General features: G+C 56.4%; 27 protein-coding genes. 10 read left to right on the top strand and 17 right to left on the bottom strand.

The genetic code is table 11. The features are described from left to right. Nucleotides 1-33: 33 nt before the first annotated feature. The 6 genes from proC (at nt 34) to O1Q98_RS15240 (ending at nt 3,764) form a co-directional block, all read left to right on the top strand. Complete coding sequence (gene proC, locus O1Q98_RS15265) at nt 34-855, top strand: pyrroline-5-carboxylate reductase (RefSeq protein ID WP_125260542.1); 822 nt, start codon at nt 34-36, stop codon at nt 853-855. 43 nt (nt 856-898) lie between these two features. After that, complete coding sequence (locus tag O1Q98_RS15260; protein WP_125260543.1) at nt 899-1,453, top strand: YggT family protein; 555 nt, start codon at nt 899-901, stop codon at nt 1,451-1,453. Further along, nucleotides 1,450-1,740, top strand: coding sequence for a DUF167 family protein YggU (gene yggU, locus O1Q98_RS15255; RefSeq protein ID WP_205744285.1), 291 nt, complete (start codon nt 1,450-1,452; stop codon nt 1,738-1,740). Before O1Q98_RS15260 ends, yggU begins: the two co-directional genes overlap by 4 nt. 31 nt (nt 1,741-1,771) lie before the next feature. Next, nucleotides 1,772-2,365, top strand: a complete 594-nt coding sequence (gene rdgB / locus O1Q98_RS15250) for an RdgB/HAM1 family non-canonical purine NTP pyrophosphatase (RefSeq protein WP_125260545.1) — start codon at nt 1,772-1,774, stop codon at nt 2,363-2,365. After that, a complete protein-coding gene (gene hemW, locus O1Q98_RS15245; RefSeq protein ID WP_125260546.1) occupies nt 2,358-3,497 on the top strand; it encodes a radical SAM family heme chaperone HemW in 1,140 nt (379 codons plus the stop codon). The genes rdgB and hemW overlap by 8 nt, the downstream gene beginning before the upstream one ends. Nucleotides 3,498-3,635: 138 nt before the next feature. Further along, nucleotides 3,636-3,764 (top strand): entericidin A/B family lipoprotein, encoded by a 129-nt coding sequence (locus O1Q98_RS15240; protein WP_125260547.1) that lies wholly within the window; start codon nt 3,636-3,638, stop codon nt 3,762-3,764. Between the two features lie 66 nt (nt 3,765-3,830). Here the strand turns inward: O1Q98_RS15240 and O1Q98_RS15235 are convergent, their stop codons facing one another. From O1Q98_RS15235 to aas, 6 genes are all read right to left on the bottom strand, one after another. Continuing rightward, a complete protein-coding gene (locus O1Q98_RS15235) occupies nt 3,831-4,286 on the bottom strand; it encodes a GNAT family N-acetyltransferase (RefSeq protein WP_125260548.1) in 456 nt (151 codons plus the stop codon). A gap of 10 nt (nt 4,287-4,296) precedes the next feature. Next, a complete protein-coding gene (locus O1Q98_RS15230) occupies nt 4,297-5,355 on the bottom strand; it encodes a DNA cytosine methyltransferase (RefSeq protein WP_278142172.1) in 1,059 nt (352 codons plus the stop codon). Then, nucleotides 5,330-5,398 (bottom strand): hypothetical protein, encoded by a 69-nt coding sequence (locus O1Q98_RS15225; protein ID WP_278143768.1) that lies wholly within the window; start codon nt 5,396-5,398, stop codon nt 5,330-5,332. The genes O1Q98_RS15230 and O1Q98_RS15225 overlap by 26 nt, the downstream gene beginning before the upstream one ends. A gap of 56 nt (nt 5,399-5,454) precedes the next feature. After that, nucleotides 5,455-6,093, bottom strand: coding sequence for an Eco29kI family restriction endonuclease (locus tag O1Q98_RS15220; protein ID WP_125260550.1), 639 nt, complete (start codon nt 6,091-6,093; stop codon nt 5,455-5,457). 100 nt (nt 6,094-6,193) lie between these two features. Further along, complete coding sequence (lplT, locus tag O1Q98_RS15215; RefSeq protein WP_125260551.1) at nt 6,194-7,393, bottom strand: lysophospholipid transporter LplT; 1,200 nt, start codon at nt 7,391-7,393, stop codon at nt 6,194-6,196. Next, the gene (gene aas, locus O1Q98_RS15210) at nt 7,390-9,600 is read right to left on the bottom strand and encodes a bifunctional acyl-ACP--phospholipid O-acyltransferase/long-chain-fatty-acid--ACP ligase (protein ID WP_125260552.1); all 2,211 of its coding nucleotides are present in this window, start codon (nt 9,598-9,600) and stop codon (nt 7,390-7,392) included. Before aas ends, lplT begins: the two co-directional genes overlap by 4 nt. 609 nt (nt 9,601-10,209) lie before the next feature. Between aas and galR the strand changes: the two genes are divergently transcribed. After that, complete coding sequence (gene galR / locus O1Q98_RS15205; RefSeq protein WP_125260553.1) at nt 10,210-11,220, top strand: HTH-type transcriptional regulator GalR; 1,011 nt, start codon at nt 10,210-10,212, stop codon at nt 11,218-11,220. 441 nt (nt 11,221-11,661) lie between these two features. Here the strand turns inward: galR and O1Q98_RS15200 are convergent, their stop codons facing one another. The 5 genes from O1Q98_RS15200 to O1Q98_RS15180 form a co-directional block, all read right to left on the bottom strand. Next, nucleotides 11,662-12,153 carry a GNAT family N-acetyltransferase gene (locus O1Q98_RS15200; protein WP_125260554.1) on the bottom strand — a complete coding sequence of 164 codons (492 nt, stop codon included), beginning with the start codon at nt 12,151-12,153 and terminating at the stop codon, nt 11,662-11,664. Nucleotides 12,154-12,156: 3 nt separating this feature from the next. Continuing rightward, on the bottom strand, nt 12,157-12,924 hold the full coding sequence (locus O1Q98_RS15195) for an FCD domain-containing protein (protein ID WP_019843485.1): 768 nt from the start codon (nt 12,922-12,924) through the stop codon (nt 12,157-12,159). A gap of 177 nt (nt 12,925-13,101) precedes the next feature. After that, complete coding sequence (locus O1Q98_RS15190; protein WP_012886041.1) at nt 13,102-13,419, bottom strand: PTS sugar transporter subunit IIB; 318 nt, start codon at nt 13,417-13,419, stop codon at nt 13,102-13,104. Nucleotides 13,420-13,427: 8 nt separating this feature from the next. After that, complete coding sequence (locus O1Q98_RS15185) at nt 13,428-14,864, bottom strand: glycoside hydrolase family 1 protein (RefSeq protein ID WP_038916773.1); 1,437 nt, start codon at nt 14,862-14,864, stop codon at nt 13,428-13,430. Between the two features lie 38 nt (nt 14,865-14,902). Further along, nucleotides 14,903-16,249 carry a PTS sugar transporter subunit IIC gene (locus O1Q98_RS15180; RefSeq protein ID WP_125260555.1) on the bottom strand — a complete coding sequence of 449 codons (1,347 nt, stop codon included), beginning with the start codon at nt 16,247-16,249 and terminating at the stop codon, nt 14,903-14,905. 232 nt (nt 16,250-16,481) lie between these two features. Between O1Q98_RS15180 and O1Q98_RS15175 the strand changes: the two genes are divergently transcribed. Beyond that, complete coding sequence (locus tag O1Q98_RS15175) at nt 16,482-16,808, top strand: PTS lactose/cellobiose transporter subunit IIA (RefSeq protein WP_125260556.1); 327 nt, start codon at nt 16,482-16,484, stop codon at nt 16,806-16,808. A gap of 126 nt (nt 16,809-16,934) precedes the next feature. Further along, entirely contained in the window at nt 16,935-17,945 is a 1,011-nt protein-coding gene (locus tag O1Q98_RS15170; RefSeq protein WP_125260557.1) for a LacI family DNA-binding transcriptional regulator, read from the top strand. A gap of 84 nt (nt 17,946-18,029) precedes the next feature. Here O1Q98_RS15170 and lysA read toward each other — a convergent pair whose 3' ends face one another. After that, entirely contained in the window at nt 18,030-19,292 is a 1,263-nt protein-coding gene (gene lysA, locus O1Q98_RS15165; RefSeq protein WP_125260558.1) for a diaminopimelate decarboxylase, read from the bottom strand. A 113-nt stretch (nt 19,293-19,405) separates the two neighbouring features. On the opposite strand from lysA, the gene O1Q98_RS15160 reads away from it, so the two are divergent. Then, nucleotides 19,406-20,341, top strand: coding sequence for a LysR family transcriptional regulator (locus O1Q98_RS15160; protein ID WP_125260559.1), 936 nt, complete (start codon nt 19,406-19,408; stop codon nt 20,339-20,341). Between the two features lie 12 nt (nt 20,342-20,353). Here the strand turns inward: O1Q98_RS15160 and O1Q98_RS15155 are convergent, their stop codons facing one another. The 5 genes from O1Q98_RS15155 to O1Q98_RS15135 are packed head-to-tail and all read right to left on the bottom strand — an operon-like array spanning nt 20,354 to nt 24,912. Continuing rightward, nucleotides 20,354-21,346, bottom strand: a complete 993-nt coding sequence (locus O1Q98_RS15155) for an ABC transporter ATP-binding protein (RefSeq protein WP_125260560.1) — start codon at nt 21,344-21,346, stop codon at nt 20,354-20,356. Nucleotides 21,347-21,362: 16 nt separating this feature from the next. Continuing rightward, nucleotides 21,363-22,157, bottom strand: coding sequence for an ABC transporter permease (locus tag O1Q98_RS15150; RefSeq protein ID WP_416232428.1), 795 nt, complete (start codon nt 22,155-22,157; stop codon nt 21,363-21,365). A 20-nt stretch (nt 22,158-22,177) separates the two neighbouring features. Further along, on the bottom strand, nt 22,178-23,020 hold the full coding sequence (locus O1Q98_RS15145; RefSeq protein ID WP_125260561.1) for an ABC transporter permease: 843 nt from the start codon (nt 23,018-23,020) through the stop codon (nt 22,178-22,180). After that, complete coding sequence (locus O1Q98_RS15140) at nt 23,017-23,838, bottom strand: alkaline phosphatase family protein (protein ID WP_125260562.1); 822 nt, start codon at nt 23,836-23,838, stop codon at nt 23,017-23,019. The genes O1Q98_RS15145 and O1Q98_RS15140 overlap by 4 nt, the downstream gene beginning before the upstream one ends. Before the next feature lie 21 nt (nt 23,839-23,859). After that, nucleotides 23,860-24,912, bottom strand: coding sequence for an ABC transporter substrate-binding protein (locus O1Q98_RS15135; protein ID WP_125260563.1), 1,053 nt, complete (start codon nt 24,910-24,912; stop codon nt 23,860-23,862). Nucleotides 24,913-25,160 lie beyond the last annotated feature (248 nt).

The raw sequence follows: 25,160 nt of genomic DNA, 5'->3' as shown, positions 1-25,160 counted from the left end.
GATAACCACAGACAGACCAACAGCGAGAATTCGATGGAACACCGTAAAATAGCCTTTATCGGCGCAGGTAACATGGCCCAGGCGATTATTGCCGGGCTGGTAGAGAGCGGCTACCCTGCCGACCATATCAGCGTCAGCGCCCCGTCCACCACCCACCGTGATGCGCTGGCCGCGCGCTACGGTATTACCAGCCTTGCTGACAATGCCGCCTGCGCCCGCACAGCCGATGTGGTGGTGCTGGCCGTGAAACCGCAGTTAATGGCCGGGGTGTGTGAGGCGCTGGCGCAGCAGGTGGAATTTAGCGGCAAGCTGGTGCTGTCCATTGCCGCCGGCGTCAGTGTCGAGCGTTTCCGCCAACTGTTGGGGTCATCCATCACGGTTGTGCGTATTATGCCGAACACCCCAGCGCTGGTGGGCAAAGGGATGAGCGGGCTCTACGCTCGCGCAGACGTGAACGATGCCGATCGCGCGTTCGCCGCCGGGCTGATGGAAAGCGTCGGTAAATTCTGCTGGGTCAGCGAAGAGTCGCAGATAAATGGCGTGATTGCCGCCGCAGGCAGCGCACCAGCTTATTTTTTCCTGTTTATGGAAGCGATGCAGCAAGAAGCAATACGCCAGGGGTTTGATGCCGATACCGCGCGTCTGCTGGTGCAGCAAGCGGCCAGCGGCGCGGCCGCCTTAGTCGAGGCCAGCCCGGATATCGCGCTGTCACAGTTGCGGGAGAATGTGACGTCTAAAGGCGGCACCACTGCCGAAGCGCTGCGCGTCTTTAATGAACGCCAGTTAAGCCAGACGGTTGCCGATGCGATGCAAGCGGCGGTACATCGGGCACAAGAAATGGAATCGCTGTTCTGATTGTCGTCTGAAACGTGACTTTTACTGAAGGAATGACCGCTTTATGTTGAGCCTGACTTTTCTGGTCAAGACCCTGCTTGACCTGTACGTAATGGTACTGCTGCTGCGTATCTGGATGCAGTGGGCGCGCAGTGATTTTTACAACCCGCTGGCGCAATTTGTGGTGAAGCTCACCCAGCCGATTATCGGGCCGTTGCGCCGTATCATCCCCTCGCTTGGGCCTATCGATAGCGCCTCGCTCCTGTTGGCGTTTTTGCTCACTACGATGAAATACCCGCTGTTGTTGTTAATTCAGGTCGGCTCGCTGTCATTAAGCCCGATTAATCTGGTGGTCGGGTTGCTGGCGCTACTGAAATCCACCGGTTATTTGGTGTTTTGGGTGGTGATTATCCGCTCGCTGATGAGCTGGGTCAGTCAGGGCCGCAGCCCGGTAGACTATATGCTGTATCAGTTAACCGAACCGCTGATGAGCCCTATCCGGCGGATTTTACCGGCGACAGGCGGGTTGGATTTCGCGCCGATGGTACTGATTTTACTGCTTTATCTGCTCAATTATCTCGGCATGGACTTTTTCCCGGGGCTGTGGTTTTTGCTGTGAGTGCTATCAGCCACTGCGAAGAGGGGCTGGTGATTCGGTTGTATATTCAACCGAAAGCCAGCCGTGACCAGATTGTCGGGTTGCATGGCGACGAGCTAAAAGTCGCCATTACCGCCCCGCCGGTAGACGGTCAGGCAAATGCGCATTTAATCAAATTCCTCGCCAAACAATTTCGCGTCGCCAAAGGCTGCGTGAAAATCGAAAAAGGCGAGCTCGGGCGTCACAAACAGATTAGAATCATCGGCCCGCAGGCCATCCCAGCGGATATCGCGGGCCTCATCCCCTGAATACCTTCGTTAAACAAAGCAGGAAACACAGATGCAACAAGTGGTGTTAGCGACCGGTAATGCCGGTAAAGTGCGTGAACTCGCCGGTCTGTTGGCGGATTTTGGCCTTGATGTGGTAGCGCAAACTACCCTTGGCATCGCGTCTGCTGAAGAAACCGGTTTAACCTTTATCGAAAACGCTATTCTCAAAGCCCGCCACGCCGCGCGTGCAAGCGGCCTGCCTGCCATTGCAGATGATTCGGGCCTCGCCGTTGATGCGCTCGGCGGCGCGCCGGGCATTTATTCGGCACGCTATGCCGGTGCAGAGGCCAGCGATAGCGAGAATCTGGCAAAGCTGCTGGTCGCGCTGGAATCGGTGCCGGATGAACACCGTCAGGCCAGTTTCCACTGCGTGCTGGTGTATCTGCGCCATGCCGATGACCCGACGCCGCTGGTGTGCCATGGCCGCTGGCAGGGCGTGATTACCCGAGCGCCAGCCGGGACGGGCGGTTTCGGTTATGACCCGATATTCTTCGTCCCCGCCCTCGGAAAAACCGCCGCTGAACTGAGCCGGGAAGAAAAAAACGCCCATTCGCACCGGGGGCAAGCGCTGCGTCAGTTGCTGGGTGCGCTGAACCATGCTTAAGCTGCCGCCACTGAGCCTGTACATCCATATTCCCTGGTGTGTGCAAAAGTGCCCCTACTGCGATTTTAATTCTCATGCCCTTAAAGGCGAGGTGCCGCACGATGATTACGTCACGCACCTGCTGGCTGACCTGGATGCCGACCTGCCGATGGCCGGTCAGCGCCCGGTACACAGCATTTTTATCGGCGGCGGCACCCCGAGTCTTCTGAGCGCCGAGGCCATGCAGCGCCTGCTTGATGGCGTGCGGGCGCGCCTGCCGCTGTCCGCCTCGGCGGAAATCACCATGGAAGCCAACCCCGGCACGGTGGAAGCCGACCGCTTTAGCGGCTATCAACGGGCGGGCATTAATCGCATCTCCATCGGCGTACAAAGCTTCAGTGCCGACAAGCTGACCCGGCTTGGGCGTATTCACGGCCCGCAGGAAGCCATACGTGCCGCTCATCTGGCCGCAAACCTCGGGCTTGGCAGTTTCAATCTGGATTTGATGCACGGTTTGCCTGAGCAGTCACTGGCGGAAGCGCTGGATGACCTGCGCCAGGCGATAGCGCTCAATCCGCCGCACCTGTCGTGGTATCAGTTAACTATCGAGCCGAATACGCTGTTCGGCTCACGCCCGCCGGTGCTGCCGGACGACGACGCGCTGTGGGAGATTTTCGAGCAGGGCCATGATTTGCTCACGGCAGCCGGGTATCAACAGTACGAAACCTCGGCCTACGCCAAAGCGGGCAAACAATGCCAGCACAACCTGAATTACTGGCGTTTTGGCGATTATCTGGGCATTGGCTGCGGCGCGCATGGCAAGCTGACCTTTGCCGATGGCCGCATTATGCGCACGGTAAAAACCCGTCACCCGCGCGGCTATATGCAGGGTAACTACCTGCAACAGTGTAGCGACGTCGCCATGAGTGAACGGCCATTTGAGTTTTTCATGAACCGTTTTCGCCTGCTGGAGCCTGCGCCGCGCGCGGATTTCACCGCTTACACCGGCGTGCCGGAGCAGGCGATACGCGCCTCACTCGACGCCGCCCTGATGCAAGGCTATCTGAGCGAAACTCCGCACCACTGGCAGGTCACGGCGCATGGCAAGCTGTTTCTGAACTCGCTACTCGAGTTATTTCTCAGCGAAGAGTAGGCCGTGCCCGGCGCTGATACCGAAGCAGGCATCAGGCCCAGGCCCGACATTGAAAAACGCCAGGGAAATGTGGCAACGTAGCCGTTGGCAGGGTGCTGCGCCCCGCCACATGAGACCACAACAGATAAGGTAACAATCATGAAAACCATCGCACTATTGGCCGCAGCCTTACTGATGGCCGCCACACTGAGCGGCTGTAACACCGCTCGCGGCTTTGGTCAGGATGTACAAAAACTGGGTAGCACCATCTCGCATTCCGCCAGTTGAACCATGCCGCCCGCCGCTGGGCCGGCGGCATGCGCTGTAGCCATGCGTCAATGCGCCAGCGCGTGTTTAATGAGCGGTACGCATCGGCACGTGGGCAATGCCGTCTTCATCGTACATCGCACCACAAACCTCAAAACCAAACTGCTGATAGAACGATTGCAAATGCGCCTGCGCCGACAGGTAATGCGCCCGACCCGGCCAGTGCCGGGCGCAGGCAGTCTGCGCGTGCATCAGCAGTTGCTGACCAAGCTGCTGGCCACGAACATCGGCCGCCACCACTACCCGGCCTATCGTCACGGCATCTTGCCCATCATGGGGGGCCAGCAAGCGCGCGACGGCTATCAAGCGACCGTTTTGCCAGCCGGTAACATGGCGATTGCCGTCAATCAGATCCAGCCCATCCAGATCCTGATACGCACAGCCTTGCTCCACGACAAACACCTGACTGCGCAGGCGTAAAATGTCATACAGGGCATAAGGATTGAGCTCCTTCACGCCCCAGTCATGCCAAATCAGACTCATCGTGACTCCATTATTGATTGTCTGCACGGCTGTTCGCCGCAATATCAGTTTCATCGACCAGTATTTGGTAAAGATTTTTTGCTATCACCTCAGACAGTGTAACGGGTACCGCATTACCAATTTGTCGCATCGCCTCCCCCCAAGCGCCTGTAACGATAAAATTACTGGGGAACGTCTGAATCAGCTTTGCTTCATATGTAGTGAGATATCTTACAGATCCATCCTCATAGCGGATCATATTTTCGCCCCCGGGAACACCATGTCCACCTGCTTTAATAGTTTTAGATGGTTGATCAATATCACTTCCAGTATGGCCAGGATAAACTCTGGCACCATCTTTAAATATATGATCTGGAATATCATGTTTTTCATTTGGATGGGGGACACCAAACAAAGCATCACGTATCGTCAGCCACGGTTTTTCCTCTGGTGGGAAAAAACCATATTTCTTTCTCAGCAATGCAGAAAGGCGCGGATTACTCTGCACAGGAATATTATGTCTTTTCCAATAACTCCCAGTGACAAATTTATCCCAATTTAGGCTATCCTCAGTATGAGTGGGTAATGGAAATGTCCACGTCATCTCCAAGTCAGAGCGAATACCAATAATGAAAACACGCTCACGCTTCTGTGGAACACCATAGTTAGCAGCATTCAATAAATTAAAAGAGACATCATATGTGACACCGTCATAATTCTCTTTATTTATTTTTTTTAGTCTATTTAAATGCACTAACCAACTTTCATCATCACCAATATTAAAATCAGGATATGTCAGACGAAGAATTATATAATTAAAATAATCTGAAAATGACTCTCTCAACAGCCCTTTTACATTCTCGAAAAAGAATGCTTTAGGCTGCAGATGCTCAATGCAACGTATAGCATAAGGGAACATATCTCTGCTATCTTGATGCGCTTTGTGTTTTCCCGCTAACGAAAATGGCTGGCAAGGGGGGCCACCAGCAACAAGATCTACAGTCTCTAATGCACTCAAATCAAAAGTAGCTATATCACCCTCAAAAACGAGCTCTGGGTTAAAATTAATTTCGCAGAGACACACATGCATCTTTATTTAACTCAACAAAAGACACATGTTCAAAACCTGCCATTTCCAAACCTTTGGCTAAACCACCCGTTCCAGAGAAAATTTCTAATGATTTCACTGTTATTTTTTTAAACCCTTTAAATGATTTTCAACTCTCACAACAACATCATCTCTTCTGGCTGCGCCTCCTTTCAGACGATCTGCCCAAATCCGCCCTGTATGTATTACATCCCAATCAGATCGTGCTTGTTCATATCGTCCCTTCCCTGGATCATGATTACCGAAGCCATCAACGCAAGAATTCCAAAGTGGTTGATTCAACTTGATTAATGAGGCTTCAATTGAACCAATCATGTCAGACCCCTCTTTTTCAAAGATGACAAATCGGCATGAGAAATCAGCAATATTCAGACCATCACCCGCAGAAATACTCCTGCTATGCTCTCTCAAACGGCGATATAACTCTGTCGATTGTGTGATATCTGAATCGGAAATTCTCGCTTGCCGCCATCCTTCAGGAACAGCTTTCCCAACATAAATGGGAAAATCATAAGACAAACGATTTAGCTCTCTATAACGAGTATAAAGTGGGTTATCACCCGTATAGTAAAGTGCATATACCCCAGCCCCCAGAAATTTCTCGGATGGAGGCAAAGCATGAACAGGAGTCCCATTAAAAAAACGGACTGCGTCCTTTACCAGTTCAACAAAAGCCGCATTATGATAAACATGCTTTTCTCTCACAAAAACTTGCTGCATAGCATTCTCAACCTTAGCTTTCAATAAGTTTACAACTTATCAGCAAAGTGTCTTCATACCTAAGGCAGGCCCACTTTACGATTATTGACTACATCACCCTTTATTTTATTGTCAGTCGCATCCATCCCCACAGGCCGGCGATGGCCAAGGTAAACAGCGCACCGAAGAGACACCCTATCACCAGCACCGGCACACCCAGTTTGACCGCCAGCGAGTAGAGCGCCAGCATCAGCAACATGGCGGTGTTTTCCCCCAGATTTTGTACCGCAATGGCGTTACCCGCCCCGACGCTTTGCTGACCACGCGCCTGTAATAATGCATTTAACGGCACAATGAAAAAACCGCCCAGCGCCCCCAGCAGCAGCAGGCAGGCATATGCACTGATGAGGCTGTGCTGAAGGGTAAACACCACCACCATCACGCCAATCAGCACACCGGCAGGCAGGCAACGACGCACGGTGTGTAACGTCACAAGCTTACCGGCTGCCGCCGCACCCAGCACAATCCCGACCGCCACCATCGCATTCAGCAGCGTCGGCGTTGAATTATCATGGATACCCAACGCCAGCGGCACCCACAGCACCAGTAAAAAACGCAGCGTGACGCCCGCGCCCCAAAACAGACTGGTGCCAACCAGCGAAAAACGCGTCTCACCGTCGCGCCAGAGCTGGCGACAGGCAGTGAAAAATGCGTGGGTCATGCGTAACGGACGCCATGATGACCCCGGTCGCGCCGCCGCAAGCTTTGGGATCAACACGTTCGCCGCCAGCGCAATGGCATACGCCAGCGCGCACACCAGCAACGCACCATACAGATGCCAATCGGCCAGCATGCCACCGGCAACCGAGCCGGTGAGGATCGCCGCAATGGTCGAGGCTTCCATCAGGCCATTGGCTTTGACTAACTGGCCGCCATGGGTGATTTCGCCCAAAATGCCGTACTTGGCCGGAGAGTACGCCGCAGCGCCCACGCCCACCAGCGTGTAGCCCAGAAAGGGGTTGCCCCCCAGCGCAATCAGCGAGGCACCGGCCAGTTTTAGCGCATTGGCCACCATCATCACCCGCCCTTTGGCAACGCTGTCGGCAAACTGACCGACAAACGGCGCGAGCACGATATAAGCAGCGACAAAGCCCATTTGTAAAAATGGCTGGCTCCATTCGGGGTAAGCCTGAGATTTCACCAGCGCCAGTGTGGCAAACAACAGGGCATTATCACCAAATGCAGAAAAGAATTGCGCCACCATTACCGCGTTCATGCCACGGGAAAACAGCGTTTCGCCAGTCGTGTGTTTACCTGTCATTTCTGCTGCTCCGCCGCCATTTCGCTGACGCCCTCATCCGCCGTGTGCGGCATATCGACCGGCTGTTGCGCCCACTCGCGCAGCGTAACAAAATCCGGTTTGCCGCTGCCCAATAGCGGTAACGATGCCACATAGCGGATATCTCGCGGCACGGCCAGCTCCGGTACGCCGCTCAGACGCGCTTGCGCTAACAGGCTCTCACGGGTGAGTGCCGCATCGGTCGTAAACAGCACCAGGGCCTCCCCTTTACTGTTATCGCTGCGCGCGCTGGCGGCATGTTGCGCCTGTGACGACACCTGATTCGCCAGTTGCTCTACCGCCTCCAGCGACACCATTTCCCCCGCGATTTTGGCAAAGCGCTTCACCCGGCCAATAATGGTGCAAAAACCGGCGTCATCGAGCGAGACAATATCGCCAGTGTCATACCAGCCCGCCTCGCGTACACCGTGCGCATTAAGCGCACAAGGCGGCTCCAGCTCTCCGGGGTGCTCAACCCGCATATAACCTTGCATTATATTCGGGCCGCGCAGTTGCAAACATCCGCCCTGCGTAATGCCGGGCACCGCTATCAGCCGGGCTTCCATCCCCGGCAATAAACGCCCGACGCTTTGGTGTTTACAGGCCATCGGCACATTAATCGCCACCACCGGCGCGCACTCTGTCACGCCATACCCTTCAAGAATACGAATGCCAAAACGCGCCTGCCAGGTCTCGCGCACCCGCTCCGAGAGCTTTTCCGCCCCCGCCACCACATAGCGCAAACGCGCGAAATCATAAGGGTGGGCAAAGCGCGCATAATTGCCAAGAAAGGTGGAGGTGCCAAACAGCACGGTGCAGTTTCGGTCATACACCAGCTCCGGCACGATGCGGTAATGCAGCGGGCTTGGGTAGAGGAACACCCGCGCACCGGTCATCAGCGGTGTTAGCAGCCCCACCGTCAGCCCGAAGGCATGAAACAGCGGCAACGCCGACATAAAACGATCGCGCGGCGTGAAATCCGCTACGCTGCGAATCTGCTCAACATTGGCAAGCAGACTATGATGCGTGTGTACCACGCCTTTCGGCTGGCCTTCTGAACCGGAGGTAAACAGGATAACGGCGCTATCCTCAGCCTGCTGCGCCGGAGCCGCGCGCCACGGAAATAACAGATGAAAGAAAATCCAGGCTTTGTCGGCCAGCGTCACCGTTGCTTTCAGATCTTCCAGATAGACCCAGTTTGCCTCTTTGACCTGCGCCGGCAGATGGGTAAGTTTGCCTTTCTCCAGAAACTGTCGCGATGTGACGATGGTTTTCAGGCAGGCGGCGCGCATCGCGCTCTGAATGCCTTTAGCCCCGGCAGTATAGTTGAGCATCGCGGGTATGCGGTTGCCCAAAGAAGCCCCCAGGATCACCGCCGCCGTCACCGTGGTGTTTGGCAATAGCACGCCTACCGCCTCACGCTCGGCGCTAAAGCGCTGCACAATGCGCGACACGCCAAGCACTTTTTTCAGCAGGCCATGATAGCTGTCTTCTTTAAGCGCAATATCTTCAATGCATGGGCTGCTGTAGCCATACCGGGTACAGGCCGCCAAAAATGCCTGATAGAGCGTATGGCGCGGGCGCACGTCCATGCGCGCATCCATCATTATCTGGTGTAGCGCCTCTCCTGCTTTTTCCCGCCGCTCGCGACCTGACGCCGCCACCGGCATCGGTAAGGTTTTCGGCGGCAGAAAATGCAGTGAAATTTGAGGAAACAGGCGGCGGCGCACTACGCCACCCAGCCGTCCGAACGGCGTAAACTCAGCCCCTTCGATACGCACCGGCACCACACTTACCCCGGCGCGAGCGGCGACAAACGCGGCACCGCTGTAGACTTTCATCAGCGAGCCGGTCACAGAAATACGCCCTTCGGGGAAGACCACGACCGGGCGACCGGCCTCAACCAGGCGAATCAGCTGTTTGATGGCCAGCGGTTTGGTGGGGTCGAGCGGCAAAAAGTCGATATAGGGCGCGAGCCAACGCATAAACCAGCGGTTGGCAATGTTGGAATACACGGCGAACACCGGCTTGGTGGACAGCGGCAAAAACAGCGCCATCAGTACGCCATCCAAAAAAGAGACGTGGTTTGGCGTAATCAGAAGCCTGGATTGTCGGAAGCTGCTTTCATCGCCTTTAATTTCAATACGATATAGGCTTTTTAGTAACCAGCGTAAAAAGGTATAAATCATCCCGCCTCTCCCGATGTAGTTTAGCTGCGGCCCTGCCAGGTCTGGGTGTATCAAAGCGCTCACCATACCATAAAGCCTGGCGACAGCCGCCATGAAAACGCCTGCGGCCAGCGCGATATAACAGGCGGGCTATTCGGTCAAACGCAATGATTTTAGAAGAATAAAAAACGCAGGCAAAAAAAAACCTACGCATCCGCGTAGGTTGGTGCAATTTGAATGGTTCAATGTGAAGAACACATCGATTTGTCACCCATCAATACCTCTGGGACTTGTTACTCTAAAGAGAGTGACGCGGGATAACTAGCGCATAATCGAAAGATAAACGTTCGAAGTGCAACCAACTGTAAAATTCTCAGGAGGAGTGTAATAAAGGCATGAATCCGCGCGAACCATCGGGCTCATCCCCCCCTGTTCGCCCATTGCACTGCGTGCAACACCCTGTGCCGACCAAGCCGTTCTCGCCTCCCATACCGCGCCATAGCAAACGCCAAAATAGCGGAAGCCAAAGTTGCGATCGCCCCCTCTTGCGGCCACGGCCCAATTCCGTAACACTCTGGCAGATGATACATTTTTCCCTCTCATTGAGCTTCAGCAAGCACAGGAAACCTCATGGCCACCATTAAGGACGTTGCCAGACTGGCAGGCGTATCGGTCGCAACCGTCTCTCGCGTCATTAACGATTCGCCAAAGGCCAGTGAACAGGCCCGCAGCGCGGTACTACAGGCCATGCAGCAGTTGCAGTACCACCCGAATGCCAACGCCCGCGCCCTGGCGCAGCAGTCCACCGAAACCCTCGGGCTGGTCGTGTCTGACGTCTCTGACCCGTTTTTCGGCACCATGGTCAAGGCCGTCGAGCAGGAAGCGTACCGGACGGGGAATTTCCTGCTGATTGGCAACGGTTATCATCAGGCGCATAAAGAGCGTCAGGCCATTGAGCAATTACTGCGCCACCGCTGTGCCGCGCTGGTGGTGCATGCCAAGACCTTAAGCGATGACGCGCTATCGCAACTGATGGCGCAAGCGCCGGGCATGGTGTTGATTAACCGGATTCTGCCGGGATATGAGGCACGCTGCGTGGCGCTCGACAACCGTTACGGTGCCTGGCTTGCCACCCGGCACCTGATTTTGCAGGGGCATCGGCAAATCGGTATCTTGTGCTCCACGCACGATATTTCCGATGCCGCAGACCGCCTGGCCGGGCATCGGGATGCGCTGGCCGAACACGGTATTACGCTCGATGAACAATTGATTGCCTACGGCGAGCCCGATGAAACCGGCGGCGAAGAAGCGATGACCACCCTGCTGGAACGGGGGCGTCCTATCACCGCACTGACTTGCTACAACGATCCGATGGCCGCCGGTGCGCTGGCAGTATTAAGCGATAACAGTATCGACGTGCCGCGAGACATGTCGCTTATCGGCTTTGATGATGTGCTGCTATCGCGCTACCTGCGCCCGCGCCTGACCACCGTCCGTTATCCGATAACTGCCATGGCGACGCAGGCGGCGCAAATGGCGCTGGCGCTGGCCAACAACACGCCGCTGCCCAACGCCATCAACCTGTTCCACCCAACGCTGATTCGCCGCCACTCCGTCGCCAGTTTGAATAGTGGACACTAGGTAGTGAGACGTTAGGACGTAACAAATGCTGGTAAGCCCCTTTAGCTAAAGGTGATGGTTTTACGGCGTCAAAAACTGTGCTGAGGCGGGCGACTTCGCCGGGTGAGCGGCAGGACGCCGCGAAAACCCGTGCCGTGCCGGGAGCACGTCACGGGCGGCCCGAATAGCGAAGGCGAACACCGAAGGCACCGCGCCAGTGGCACACCATTTTGCAACGCAAAATGGAACAGCGCTTGCGCTGGCCCGCAAGGGTGAACCCGTCAGGGTTCATAGTTTAGCCCCTAGCCAGTGGTCAAGGAGAGGCGGCGTTTGAGCCTCTCCTTGTCGTGCGTGCGATGAAATAGCAGAGAAATGACACTGGTTATCCAGCACGAAACCCTTCTCCGACCGGATAAAAATCACTATCCACGATAGCAGTAGGCTGTTTGCAAACAGCGCAGATTACCTTAACGCGCGGTGGTACAACCGCACCTGTTTATCGGGGTATTCGGGTGCGTCGCCGATGTAACGCCAGCCGTGGCGCTCGTAGTAACCGCTGAAACTGGCGTACAGGTAGAGAGAGTCAAAACCGCGTTCGCGGCTGCATTCGATGACAAAACGCTGAAGATCCGCCCCCAGACCGCGATCACGGTAGCGTTCGTCCACATACAGCGCCGCCAGCCACGGGGTTAAATCCTGACGGCTTATCAAATCACAGCGCCACAGCCCGACCGTACCGACCAGTTGGTCGCCTGCCAGCGCCACGAACGTCAGCGGCAGCGCGCGCTTGTCCATGCTGTGGTGCACCACGCTGGCAAAAAAATCCCGACTCAGCCCGTCGCCAAATGCCTGCCACAGCCAGTCGACGACCTGCGTCTCGAAATGCGGGTAATCCGCCAGATAGCCAATTGAGACAGGAGATCCTATCGTTGGCGTAGTTTCCATTGTCGTCATACGTCAGACCAGTTTTCCCTGAAAAATGGGCACAGAATCGAACAGGTAGCCGTCAAACTCCGGCGCTTCGGCGTCCGAAATTTCCATCAGTGTGGTTTTGACGTTTTCCAGATGCTGCCACATCGCCTGATACGACCCGCTGACGTCGCGACGACGCAGCGCCGCCAGTATCGTCTGGTGATCCGCCAGCCATTTCAGCCGGTAACCGTGGTTGCCCACATGGCTGTATAGCTGTTGCCAGATAGGGCTTTCGTCCCGGCAAGACCAGATATTGCTGACAGTTTCCAACAGCATCTGGTTTTGGGTCGCCCCTGCTACCTGCAAGTGAAAGATTTTATCGAAATCGCTGCGGTAATCGTTGGCGGCGATAGCCGCCTGTTCCTGCTCCAACGTGCGCCGCAGGATATCAATATCATTGCGGGTCGCCATGCGGGCGGCAAACGCGGCAATGTTGCTTTCCAGCAGTTGGCGCGCCTGCAACATTTCAAACGCGCCGATACGGTTTTGCGCGTTCGGGGACGGCTCTTCCGCCGACGGCACTCGTAACACGTACACCCCGGACCCCTGGCGGATATCCACCGTTCCTTCCAGCTCCAGCATCAGCAAGGCTTCACGCACGATGGTACGGCTTACGCCATAGGTCTCCGCAATATTCCGCTCTGGCGGAAGACGCGACCCGACCGGGTACTCCCCCTGCTGGATTTTCTCCCGCAGGTCACCCCCTATTTCCTGGTATTGCTTTCTGTCTTGTAGAACCACAACCTTCGTCACAATGCCACCCTGAACGGCCGAGAATTGAACACCGCTGCCGCCCCGACACGGGGCCGGATACCAGGCTGCTTCCTTTCGTCATCGTCACTGCGGCTTCACACCGCGTTCGTCAGGTCCACAGCCTAAACACGAACCGGTGCGTCATCCTACACCGGCTCGCGTTTACAGCAATCAGACTCAGTTTACCAAACTCAGCGCCTGATCGAGTACCTTTGCACCGTTCAGGGTGCCGTAGGCCACCGAGTCGATAACGGCGATAGGAATGTGATACTCGTCGGTCAGTTTTTTGTTTTCCGCCAGCTTAAAGCGCACCTGCGGCCCCAGCAGCACGGCGATAATGTCATTGCCGTAAGTCTGCAATTCATCACGCAGGTTCTGTTCCGGGATAGCGTAAATCTGATATTCCATACCCCGCGCCGCGGCTTCTTTTTCCATTTTGGTCACCACCAGCGAGGTAGACATGCCTGCTGAGCAGGCCAGTACGATCCGTTTCATCTTTCCCCCTATTTCTCTTCATCGTCCAGTTCGAACGCCAGCACGCCGCTGTCCCGTACCTGTCGGAACCATCCGGCTGATTTCTTCGCTCTGCGCTGCCGATCGTGTTCCAGATCGATTTCAATCAGGCCGTAACGGTTTTTAAAGGCGTTCATCGGCGACACATTGTCAGTAAACGCCCACAGCATATAACCCTGGCAGTTGGCACCGTCTTCGCGTGCTTTTAGCGTCCAGTAAAGATGCTCGGCGATAAACGCAATACGGTAGTCGTCCTGTATCACGCCGTGGCTGTCTTTGAACTGGCCTTCATTTTCAATCCCCATACCGTTTTCCGACACAAACCAGGGCACGTTGCCGTATTCATCCTTCAGGCGCATCGCCATGTCGTAAATAATGCGGGGGTTGATCTCCCAACCGCGCGACTTATTCATCCGGCGGCCGGGCAATTCGAAATGCTCGTAATAGTAAGCTGGGTGGAACGGCGTGTTGCTGTTCCAGGCCCGGCTGGGGGCTTTGACCCGGTGCGGGTAGTAGAGATTAATACCCACCTCATCCACGGTATTGGCGCGGATAATCGCCAGCTCTTGCGCGTCGTAATCCCACTTCACCTGATGCTTTTCCAGCAGCGCCAGTAATTCCGCCGGGTATTCGCCTTTCAGCGCCGGGTCGAGAAAGACTCGGTTATAGAACAGGTCATACAGGCGCGCCGCCTCAACATCATGCGCGGCACTGGAGCGCGGATAGGTGACTTCCGGGTTCAGGATCACCCCGATGCTGCCCCCTTGCAGGTGGTAACCTTTGTCGCGAAACCGTTGCACCACTTTGGCCGTCGCCAGGTTTTTATGGTGGTTCCACTGCATCCAGGTGCCGGTATCCTGCTGATAAGGGTAGCGCACCGCATCCAGATACACGCGGGTCTGCACCACAATCGGCTCATTAAAGGTAAACCAGCGTTTGACCTTACCGGCGTAGCGGGCAAATACCGCGTCGGCGTACTGCACGAACCACTCCACCACCTGCTTCGACGACCAGCCCTGATATTTCTCGAACAGCACCGCCGGGAGCTCATAGTGCTCTAAGCACAGCATCGGTTCGATGCCTTCACGCTGCATTTCGTCGATCAGATTATCGATGTAAGCGGCGTACTCTTCATCCACCACGCCGTTTTCATAATCCAGCATGAAGCGCGACCAGTTAATCGAGGTACGAAAGTGCGTCAGCCCGGTCTGCTTCATCAGCGCCACGTCTTCACGGTAGCGGTTATAGAAATCGGTGGCGACAGCCGGGCCGTAACCGTTGTGCCACACCTGACGATCCCGCTTGTACCACAGGTCCAGATAGGAATCCTGCCCGTTTTTCTTGCCTGACCACCCCTCGGTCTGCCAGGCGGACGCCGCCGCCCCCAGAATAAAGCCCTCAGGCAGGGTCATTGATACCTTGCTCATTACCGCTCTCCCTTAGATTCAGTATTGCAATACATTCATTATTTCAATGCATTGGCCTGTGCCGCGGCCTCTAACTCCGCCTCACGCTGCGCCTGCTCAGCACGACGAGACGCCACTTTGACAAACGGCAGGTAAATCAGGGTGGCGACGATGATGCACACCACCTGTGTCGCAACCGCCCCCATCGAACCGGCGGTAGACAGCCAGGCGTTAATCAACGGCGGCGTAGTCCAGGGCACCATCACCACCGCTTTACCGGCAAAGCCCATGCTGGTGGCGAAGTAACCGATGGTGCCGGTCACCAGCGGCGTGATGATGAACGGGATAGCCAGAATCGGGTTGAGCATGATAGGCATGCCGAAAATCACCGGTTCATTGATGTTGAAGACACCTGGGCCGAAGGAAATCTTGGCGATCTCTTTCATTTCGCGACGTTTAGAGGCGATCATCACCGCCAGCAGCAACCCGATGGTCAACCCAGACCCGCCGATACTCATGTACACGTCCCAGAACGGCATGGTGATGATGTTCGGTACTTCATGCCCCTGCTCAAACGCGGTCATGTTCACCGCAATCGCCCCTAGCAACAGCGGTTCGCGAATCGGTTTGATCATCTGGTTACCGTGAATACCGATAACCCAGAACAGTTGCGCCACGAACATCAGAATCAACAGCCCCGGCAGGCTCTGCACGACCGACTCCAGCGGCTGTTGCACCACCATATAGATGGCGTCATACAGGTACATGCCGGTCACTTTCTGGAAGGTAAACCCGAAGGTCGCGACCAGCGTGACGGTGATGATCGCCGGGATCAGCGCCGAAAACGACGCGGACACATTCGGCGGCACGCTATCTGGCATCTTGATGCGCAGCCGGTCTACCGATTCCAGCTTCGAGTAGATTTCCACCGACGCAATGGCGATAAACATGCCGAGAAACAGGCTCTTGGTGTCGGAGAACTGGCGCGCCAGCACGTCTTTCACCGGCAGCGTCTGGCCGTTTATCACCATATCAATGGTGGTCGGGGTAATAGAAATAAAGCAGATCACCGCCAGCAAGCCGGGGAACAGGCTACGAGAGCCGTTGATCTTGCCAAGCTCGATGCCTATCAGGAACACCGCGCCGATAGTGAGGAAGTTCAGCGTAGCGTAGTTAATACCGCTCATGATCGGTTTGAGCGGTGCCAGAAATGAAAACAGAGCGAAACTCGCCAGCCCGTTCTTCGGGTCCAGCACCATGTTGGAGATCAATACAGAGAACGCGCCCACGATGATCACCGGCATCAGCGTGATGAACGAGGCTTTGATCGCCATGATGTATCTCAGGCTGTTGAACTGGTTGGCGAACGACCCGAGTGAATCGATGGCCCTATCCTGGAATGACATAACTCCACCTCTTTGATTTACCTGTATTTCAGGGGTTGTTGTTATCAGGAGCGTCCGCTCCTGTAGTGGCCGTTACGCGCGGAAGATGGACGGCAGGTTCAGCGCTCTCGCGTTTGGCATACCAAAAATAAAACAAACGAATAATTTTTCTGTGACATTGTTCTCACAAGCCAACACTGGAATTCCAATAACATGAAAAACACCAATTTTGGCATACCAATAGGATGATGAGATGGAATTGGATATGGAACAGACGGTGATGGAACTGCTGATCAACGCAGGCGAAGCGCGTTCCAGCGCCATGATGGCGATTCAGGCCGCCCGAGCGCAGGACTGGGCACAGGCCGACGCACAGCTGCTGGCCTCACAGGAGGCGGCGAAAGCGGCCCACCAGATCCAGACCCGGCTGATCGGGCTGGATGAGGGCGAAGGCAAAGTGCCGGTTAATCTGATCATGGTACACGCGCAGGATCACCTGATGACCGCCATGCTATGTCGGGATCTGGCGCAAGAGATGGTATTGCTGCGCAAGGAGCTGTTCGGCCGCTCATCGGCCTGATTATCGTCGCAAAAGGTAAGGATATTCCGTCCGGCTCCCGCTGATAGCGTTCCAGTGTGCTAGTATGTGGCCAAGATTAACCACAACGCTGTGACAGACCTCGGGAAAACAGGGAAGGTACAAACGATGATGACCATGCTTGATGTGGCAAGGCATGCCGGCGTATCCAAAGCCACGGTATCACGGGTGCTCAACGGCACAGGCCAGGTGAAGCAAAGTACGCGTGATGCCGTATTCAAAGCGATGGAAGAGCTGGGCTATCGCCCCAACTTTCTGGCGCGTTCGCTGGCGCAGCGCAGTTCCAGCAGCCTTGGGTTAGTGGTCTCCAATTTCGACGGCCCTTATTTTGGCCGCCTGTTGCGCCGCGCCGCAGAACGCACCGAAACCAGCGGTAAACACCTGATCGTCACCGACGGCCACGATACGCCGGAAGACGAGCAACAGGCGGTGCAATTACTGGCCGATCGCCGCTGCGACGCCATTGTGCTCTATACCCGTCATATGTCGGATACCGCGCTGATGGCGCTACTGGAGCGCTCGGCGGTGCCTATCGTGGTCATCAACCGGCATTTACCGCTGGCACCAGAGCGCTGCGTCTGGTTTGAGCAACAGCGGGCGGTATTCCAGTTGACCGATTACCTGGTACAGCAAGGGCACCGTGAAATCGCCTGTATCACTGGCCCCATCAACACGCCAACGGCGCGCGCCCGGCTGGTCGGCTATCGTCAGGCGCTGGCTCACCATCGCATCGCATACGAACCTCTGCGGGTTATCCATGGCGATAATTTGGTGCCCGGCGGATATCAGGCGGTACGGGAACTGCTGGCCCATGAAGTGAGTTTTAGCGCGCTGTTTTGCAGCAATGACGATATGTGCATCGGGGCAATGAAAGCATTATCCGAACAAGGCAAACGGTTGCCTGCGGATGTGTCGCTGTTCGGCTTTGATGATATCCCCAGCGCCGCTTATCTGCGCCCGGCGCTGTCCACCGTACATTTACCGATTGAAGAGATGATCAGCGCCGCGATATCGCAGGCGCTGAAATTATCACAAGGGGAAACCGTCAGCGCGATCGCCCCCTTTACCGGCACATTAAGACTGCGTGAATCGGTGAGCAAAGGGCCTTATGCCCGCTAAGTCGCCGCGTAAGGCTATGCTAACGTACGGCATGCTAACGTACGGCATGTCAACGTTCAGCATGCCGACGTACCGGCATCGCGCTTAGACGCGCTCCAGCGCCAGCAGCTCGTCCAGCGTCTGGCGGCGGCGAATCAGCCTAGGCTGGCCTTGCTCAAACAGCACTTCGGCAATCAGCGGGCGACTGTTGTAGTTGGACGACATCGACGCGCCGTACGCGCCGGTATCATGAAACACTAAATAGTCACCGACCTGTGCCGATGGCAGGGCTATCGTCTCCACACCGCCACCGGCCTGCTGGGTGAACACATCGCCGGACTCGCACAGCGGCCCCGCCACCACCGTATCGTGCAATGCGGACTGGCTCAGGTCACGCCCGTCGCCCGGCAACAGCGTAATGTGGTGATAACTGCCGTACATCGCCGGGCGCATCAGGTCACTAAATCCGGCATCCACCAGCACGAAATGACGGCTGCCCATGTCTTTTACCGCACGCACCTGCGCCACCAGTACGCCAGACTCCGCCACCAGAAAACGCCCCGGCTCGATTTCTAATGTCACCGGATGCCCCAGATGAGCGGCAATCTGCTCGCGCGCGCGGTTCCACAGGCCGTAATAGTGTTGGGTATCAATACTCTCGCCGCCGTGGTGATAGGGAATCGACAAGCCACCACCGGCAGAAATCGCCTCCAGATCCTGCCCGACGGCCAGCACCTGCTGCACCATCGCCTCACAAACCTGCTCCAGATGCCGGTAATCGACGCCGGAGCCAATGTGCATATGGACGCCGATGAGTTTCAGGCGGTAACGGCTCAACGCCTCCAGCGCCTGCGGTAAATCGGCATACCAGATACCGTGTTTGCTGTTTTCACCGCCGGTATTGGTCTTCTGGCTGTGCCCATGGCCAAAACCGGGGTTAATACGCAGCCACACCGGGTGGCCCGGCGAGCGCTCGCCCAGTTGATGCAGCATATCGATAGAACCGGCGTTCACCGGAATAGCCAGCTCATGCACCCGTTGCAGCGTGGCGTCATCCAGCACATCGGCGGTAAACACTATCTCGTGTGCGTCAGTGCCCGGTTCAAAACCGGCGGCCAGCGCCCGTTCGATTTCGCCAAGCGACACCGAATCCACCTTAACACCCTGCTGGCGCATCAACGCCAGAATATGCAGGTTGGAACAGGCTTTCTGCGCGAAACGGATGGTATCGAACTGGCGCAACTGGCCGATGCGCTCAACGATAGTGGCGGCATCATAAGCCCACAGCGGGCAACCAAATTGGGCAGGCAGCGCACGCAGGCTTTGCACGTTTAGCGCATGAGAGAGGTTATTCAGATCGTGTGGCATGGATAGAGTACCGAGACGTTATCAGATAACCCGAATTGTGCTGGCCCGCACACTATAATTCCAATATCCTTTTTCAAAGACTCTATTCATTTTTGATATGGAATGAACCGCCTATGACCGCTGTCTCCCTGCGCCACATCGAGATTTTTCACGCGGTGATGACCACCGGCAACCTGACGGAAGCCGCCGTGCTGCTTAACACCTCGCAGCCCACCGTCAGCCGCGAGCTGGCACGCTTCGAGCATCTGGTGCAGATGCCGCTGTTCGAGCGTATTCGCGGGCGATTACACCCCACCGCACAGGGGTTACAGTTATTTGAGGAAGTGCAGCACTCTTATTACGGGCTGGAGCGCATCATCAACGCCGCGCAGGATATCCGCCAGTTCCGGCAAGCGCCGCTGTCGGTAGCTTGCCTGCCAGTGTTCTCCCAGTCGTTACTGCCCGAGGTGTGCCAGCCATTGCTGGCACGCTACCCCGAACTCAACTTGCACGTCATTCCGCAAGAATCGCCGCTGCTGGAAGAGTGGTTATCGGCCCAACGCCACGATCTGGGGCTAACGGAAAATCTGAATACGCCCGCTGGCACCGAGCGGCAAACGCTGATGGAACTCAACGAGGTCTGTGTACTGCCTATCGGCCATGCACTGGCGCGCAAGGCGGTGCTGACGCCGGAGGATTTCCTCGACCAGCCGTTCGTCAGCCTCTCCAGCACCGACAGTTATCGGCAATTGCTTGACCAACAGTTTGAGCAAGCCGGTGTTGCCAGGCGGCTGGTGTTGGATACCCACAGCGCCGCCTCGGTGTGCGCGATGGTGCGCGCTGGCGTCGGGGTGTCTATCGTTAATCCGCTGACGGCGGTAGATTACGCCAGCAGCGGCGCAGTGGCGGTACGCCGCTTTAGTATTGATGTTCCCTTTACCGTCAGCCTGATTCGCCCGCTGCACCGCCCGGCCTCGGCGCTGGTGGCGCAATTCACCGGGCAGTTAATTGCCTTTGCCGAAAAATTCCCTGCGAGGTTACAGCACGCGTTGGCAGCTAATCCGCGCTGAAAATACACCCTTTTACGCCACCTCACGTAGCGCATCGAGGTCAATCTGCACCCCGACCCGGCTGCCAGCCGGGTATAAGTCCGCCACCGAGCGGTTGAGCACATCCACCGACAGCGCCACGCCGCTGATGCGCACCCGGTAGCGTACAACGTTACCAAGCAGGCTGTGGCCAAGGATTTCCCCGGCCAGCCCCTGCTCCGGCGCGCACAGGCGCACCGACTCCGGGCGCAGCGCCACCTGGCCGGCAAACTGCCCACCGGTCAGGCTCGTTGCTTCGTCGGCGTTCAACAGGTTATAGCTGCCGATGAATCCAGCGGCGAACAGGTTAGCCGGTTGGGTGTAGAGCGATTCGGCATCGCCGTTTTGCACGATTTCGCCTTTGTTCATCAGTACGATACGATCGGATAACGTCAGCGCCTCTTCTTGATCGTGCGTAACGAAAATGGCGGTCAGCTTCAGTTCCTGCTGGATGCGGCGAATCTGCTCACGCAGGTGGCGACGAATACGCGCATCCAACGCCGACAGGGGTTCATCGAGCAGCAGCAAACGTGGACGCGTCACCAGCGAACGGGCCAGCGCCACGCGCTGACACTGGCCGCCGGACAACTGATGCGGATAACGACGGGCATAATCGCCCAATTCCACCAGCGCCAGCACTTCCTCGACCCGGTTGTGAATCTCGACGGCAGGCAGCTTCTGCATCTTCAGGCCAAACGCCACATTGCCTTCCACGGTCATGTTGGGAAACAGTGCGTAGTTCTGGAACACCATGCCGATATCACGCTGTTGCGGCGACAGCGGCACGATGTCACGCCCTTGCAGCAGAATGTTGCCGCTATCGACCGACGTTAACCCGGCCAGGCAGCGCAGCAGCGTCGATTTACCGCAGCCACTCGGCCCTAACAGCGTGACGAACTCACCTTCATCCGCCGAAAAGTGGATATCCTGAAACACCCGGGTTGGCCCGTAGTGCTTATTCAAATTCATCACATCAAGGTAAGCCATATTCAGCGAATCCCTTTTATTGCCTGCGGTTCAGCGCATTCGCCAGCCAAGTCACCAGCAGCACCACCAGAAAATAGGAGATAACCAGCGCGCTGGTGAAATGCCCGCTGTCATTGCGTTTGTTATAGAGATAGACCTGCAAGGTTTCGTAGTTAGTGCCCGCCAGCAGGTTGGCAAACACAAACTCGCCTATCAGGAATGAAAACGACAGCAAGACCGCCACCATCACCCCTTTACGCAGGTTAGGCAGCACCACCCACAGCGCCGCTTGCCAGGTGCTGGCACCGAGCAGGTGCGCGGCGTCCAGCAGCTCTTGCAGGTTGATGGCCTGCATGTTGTTGGCAATAGCGCGGTAAATAAACGGCAGCGCGATGGTGAAATAGCAGCCAATAAGAATCCACGGCGTGCCGGTCAGCGCCAGCGGCGCGGCAGAATAGAGCTGCAACAGCCCGACCGATGACACCACCGGCGGCACCGCGAACGGCAGCAAAATCAGCACGTTCATCAGCCCATCGAGCGCCGGAAACGCCCAGGCAATGACGAACATGGCAGGTAACACCAGCAGCAGCGAGAACACCAGCGCGCCCAGGCAAATCAGCAGTGAATGGCCCAGCGCGACCAAAAAGCGGCTATCGAGCCACAGTTCCGTAAACCATCTCAGGGTCAACCCATTGGGCAAAATGGTCGCCCCCCACTCGGTCGCCAGCGCATAACCGAGCGTGGCGAGCAGCGGCAGTATCAGAATCAGCAATATCAACCACACCACCGCCAGGTGGTAACGGCGTTCAGTTCGCGACACGGTTTGCGACATAGCAACCTCCGGTGACAAAATTAGCGGGCCGCATGGAGGTAACTCCGGCGTAGCAGCCATTGATGCATCGCGGTAATCAGCGCCATCAACAGCACCAGCAGCATCGATAGCGCGCTGCCGAGATTGGGGTCTAATGAAATATCGCCAGAGACCAGCGCCGCAATGCGCACCGGCACCACGTTGAAATTGCCGGTGGTGAGCGCGTATAGCGTGGCGTAAGCCCCCAGCGCATTCGCCAGCAAAATCACGAAAGTGCCAAGCAGCGCAGGCATCAGCACCGGAATACCGATGTGCAGCCAGTAACGCCAGCGGCTGGCACCCAACAGCGCCGCCGACTCTTGCCATTCGCTGCGCAGCCCGTCAAACGCCGGATAGAGCAGCAAGATACCGAGCGGAATCTGAAAATAGGTATAAATCAGGATAAGCCCATCGCGGGAGTAGAGATTAAAACCGTCAATCAGCCCATTTTGCCGCAGCAGCAGGGTGATGAAACCGTTTAACCCCAGCATGATGACAAAGGCGAACGCCAGCGGCACACCGGCGAAATTGCTGGTCATATTGGCAAACGACATCACCATACGGCGCAGCCTGCCCTCCCCTAGCTGTTGCAGCGAGTAGCCGCCAACCAGCGCGATAATCAACCCGTACAGGCTTGAGAAAAATGAAATATCCAGTGAAAAGCGCATCGCCTGTAAATAGAACGGCGATGTGAGCAAATCGCGGTAGTTAGCCAGCCCCCAGGCGCTTTCCATTTCACTGTAAAAGCTGTTGATCGCCATCCACAGCAGCGGGGCTATCTGAAAAGCGGCAAACACCACTAAAAACGGCAGCAACACCAACGCCGCCAGCCATCGTTTGATCACGCATCCCCCTTTGCAAAACCCGCCAGCAGTGCATCGCACACCGGCTTATCATGCGCTACACCGAGTATCTGGCAGACTGTGCCGCACAGCGCGGTTTGTTGCGCTGCCACCTGCGGCAGCAGTGAAAACGCCTCACCGAATACGTACAGCGGCACCTGACGTTCCTCCGGCAAGATGCCGCCGTGACTGCGATCATCATTCATGCCGTGATCGGCCGTCACCAGCACCTGATACCCCTCATCGAGCCAGCGCGGCATCCAGTGCGACAAGTAGCCATCGGCCATACGCGCCTTGTTGCGGTACTGCGGGCTGGACACACCGTGGCGATGCCCGGCGTCATCAATATTCATCGGGTGAATCAGCAGAAAGTCTGGCTGGTAGCGCTGACGCAGACTTTCCGCATCCTCAAACAGATGGGAATCGGGGTAGCTGTCATCATGGTAGAAATGCCCGTATTGAATCGGCAGCGACGGCGCCACCGTATGGCGATCGCGCACGGCGTCAAACGGCGTGCGGTTATACAATTCGCTCACCCAGTGATAGGCCGCCGCTGCGGTGGTTAAACCGGCCTCGCGGGCGTAATGGAAAATACTGCGCTCATGGCTTAAACGCTCAACGCCGTTATGAATAATGCCGCTTCTCACCGGCGTCACGCCGCTGAGAATGCACTCATACAGAGGGCGCGACAGCGAGGGCAGCTCGCACTCCATCAGGTACAGACAACCGCGCCCGGCGGCGCACTCCGCCTGCAAATACCCCATGGCCTCGCGCCCAACCTGAAAATTCAGGCCGTCCAGTATCACCAAAATCGTTTTCATCCCGCACTCCCGGCTGCGTACTTATTGCTTCATGTTGATGATGACGTTTTCCTGCCACAGGCGCGGCAGCGCTTTCACCGTTTTGTCCCAGGCGTCGGCGTCGGCAATCGGGCGGGCGTTTTTATACTGTTCCTGCGACAGCAGTTTGGCCTTCACGTCATCCGGCAGGGTAATGTATTGCGCGCGGATCGGACGGGCGTAGCCGCGTGCCAGATTGATCTGACCGGCATCCGAGAAGATGTATTCCCGCGCCAGCTTGGCGGCATTCGGGTGTTTTGCGTATTTGTTGATGATGGTGGTGTAACCGGAGATCACCGAACCGTCAGACGGGATCAGCACCTCGAAACGATCGTGATTGATCTTGTCGCGGTAGTTCAGGCCATTGAAATCCCACACCACGCCCACCTGCACTTCGCCTTTCTCGATATTGGCGATGGCCGGATTAGTCAGGCCAAGGCGACCTTCTTTGGCCAGTTTGGCAAAGAAATCCAATGCCGGTTTCAGGTTTTTCTCGTCGCCGCCCAGCGCAAAACTTGCCGCCAGCACGCCGCTTGAGGCTTGCGAGGCGGTGCCGACGTCACCAATCGTCACCACGTACTTGCCTTTTTGCAGATCCGCCCAGCTGTGCGGAATCTCTTTGACCTGCTGTTTATCAACAATAAATGCAATCGTGCCGGTGTAAGCCATCGCCCAATGGCCCTCTTTGTCTTTCGCCCAGTCCGGCACCTGTTCCCAGGTGCTCGGTTTGTAAGGCTGGCTTACGCCTTTTTGTACCGCAACCGGCCCGAAGGCGACGCCGACATCGCCGATATCCGCGCTGGCGTTGTCTTTTTCTGCGGCGAATTTGGCAATCTCCTGCGCAGACGACATATCGGTATCGCTGTGCTTCAGGCCGTACTGCGTCGTTAACGCGCTCCAGGTATCTTTCCAGTTGGCCCAGCTGTCCGGCATGCCGACACTGTTCACTTCACCTTCGGCGCGCGCGGCTTTTTCAAGCGCAGCCAGCTCTTGCGCCTGTGACATGCCCGAGAACAAGGCGCTGCTGATTAACACGGAAGACAACAATTTTTTCATTCTGGTGCTCCATCAAAAAGGGAGTGATGCTATGTTGGTCAGGCCTATTGCTGCTCTGGTCTAGTCCAGCAATAAGTAAGCCAATTCAGCACACGGCAATGACGTTTTTATGTCGATAAGGTGACAAAGCGGTTGCAGCCGCTGTAAACCCCCATGGAACAGGCAGAGTTCAGAGCACATTTTTCGCACCGGCGACGCCGGTCAATTCGCTCGCTGGCATCAGGCGCGGCCCTGTCATGGTGCAGGCT

Source organism: Dickeya lacustris (assembly GCF_029635795.1).
Lineage (GTDB): Bacteria > Pseudomonadota > Gammaproteobacteria > Enterobacterales > Enterobacteriaceae > Dickeya > Dickeya lacustris.
Note: the sequence above shows the minus strand (reverse complement) of the source record. Positions and strands in the feature narration are given on the sequence as shown.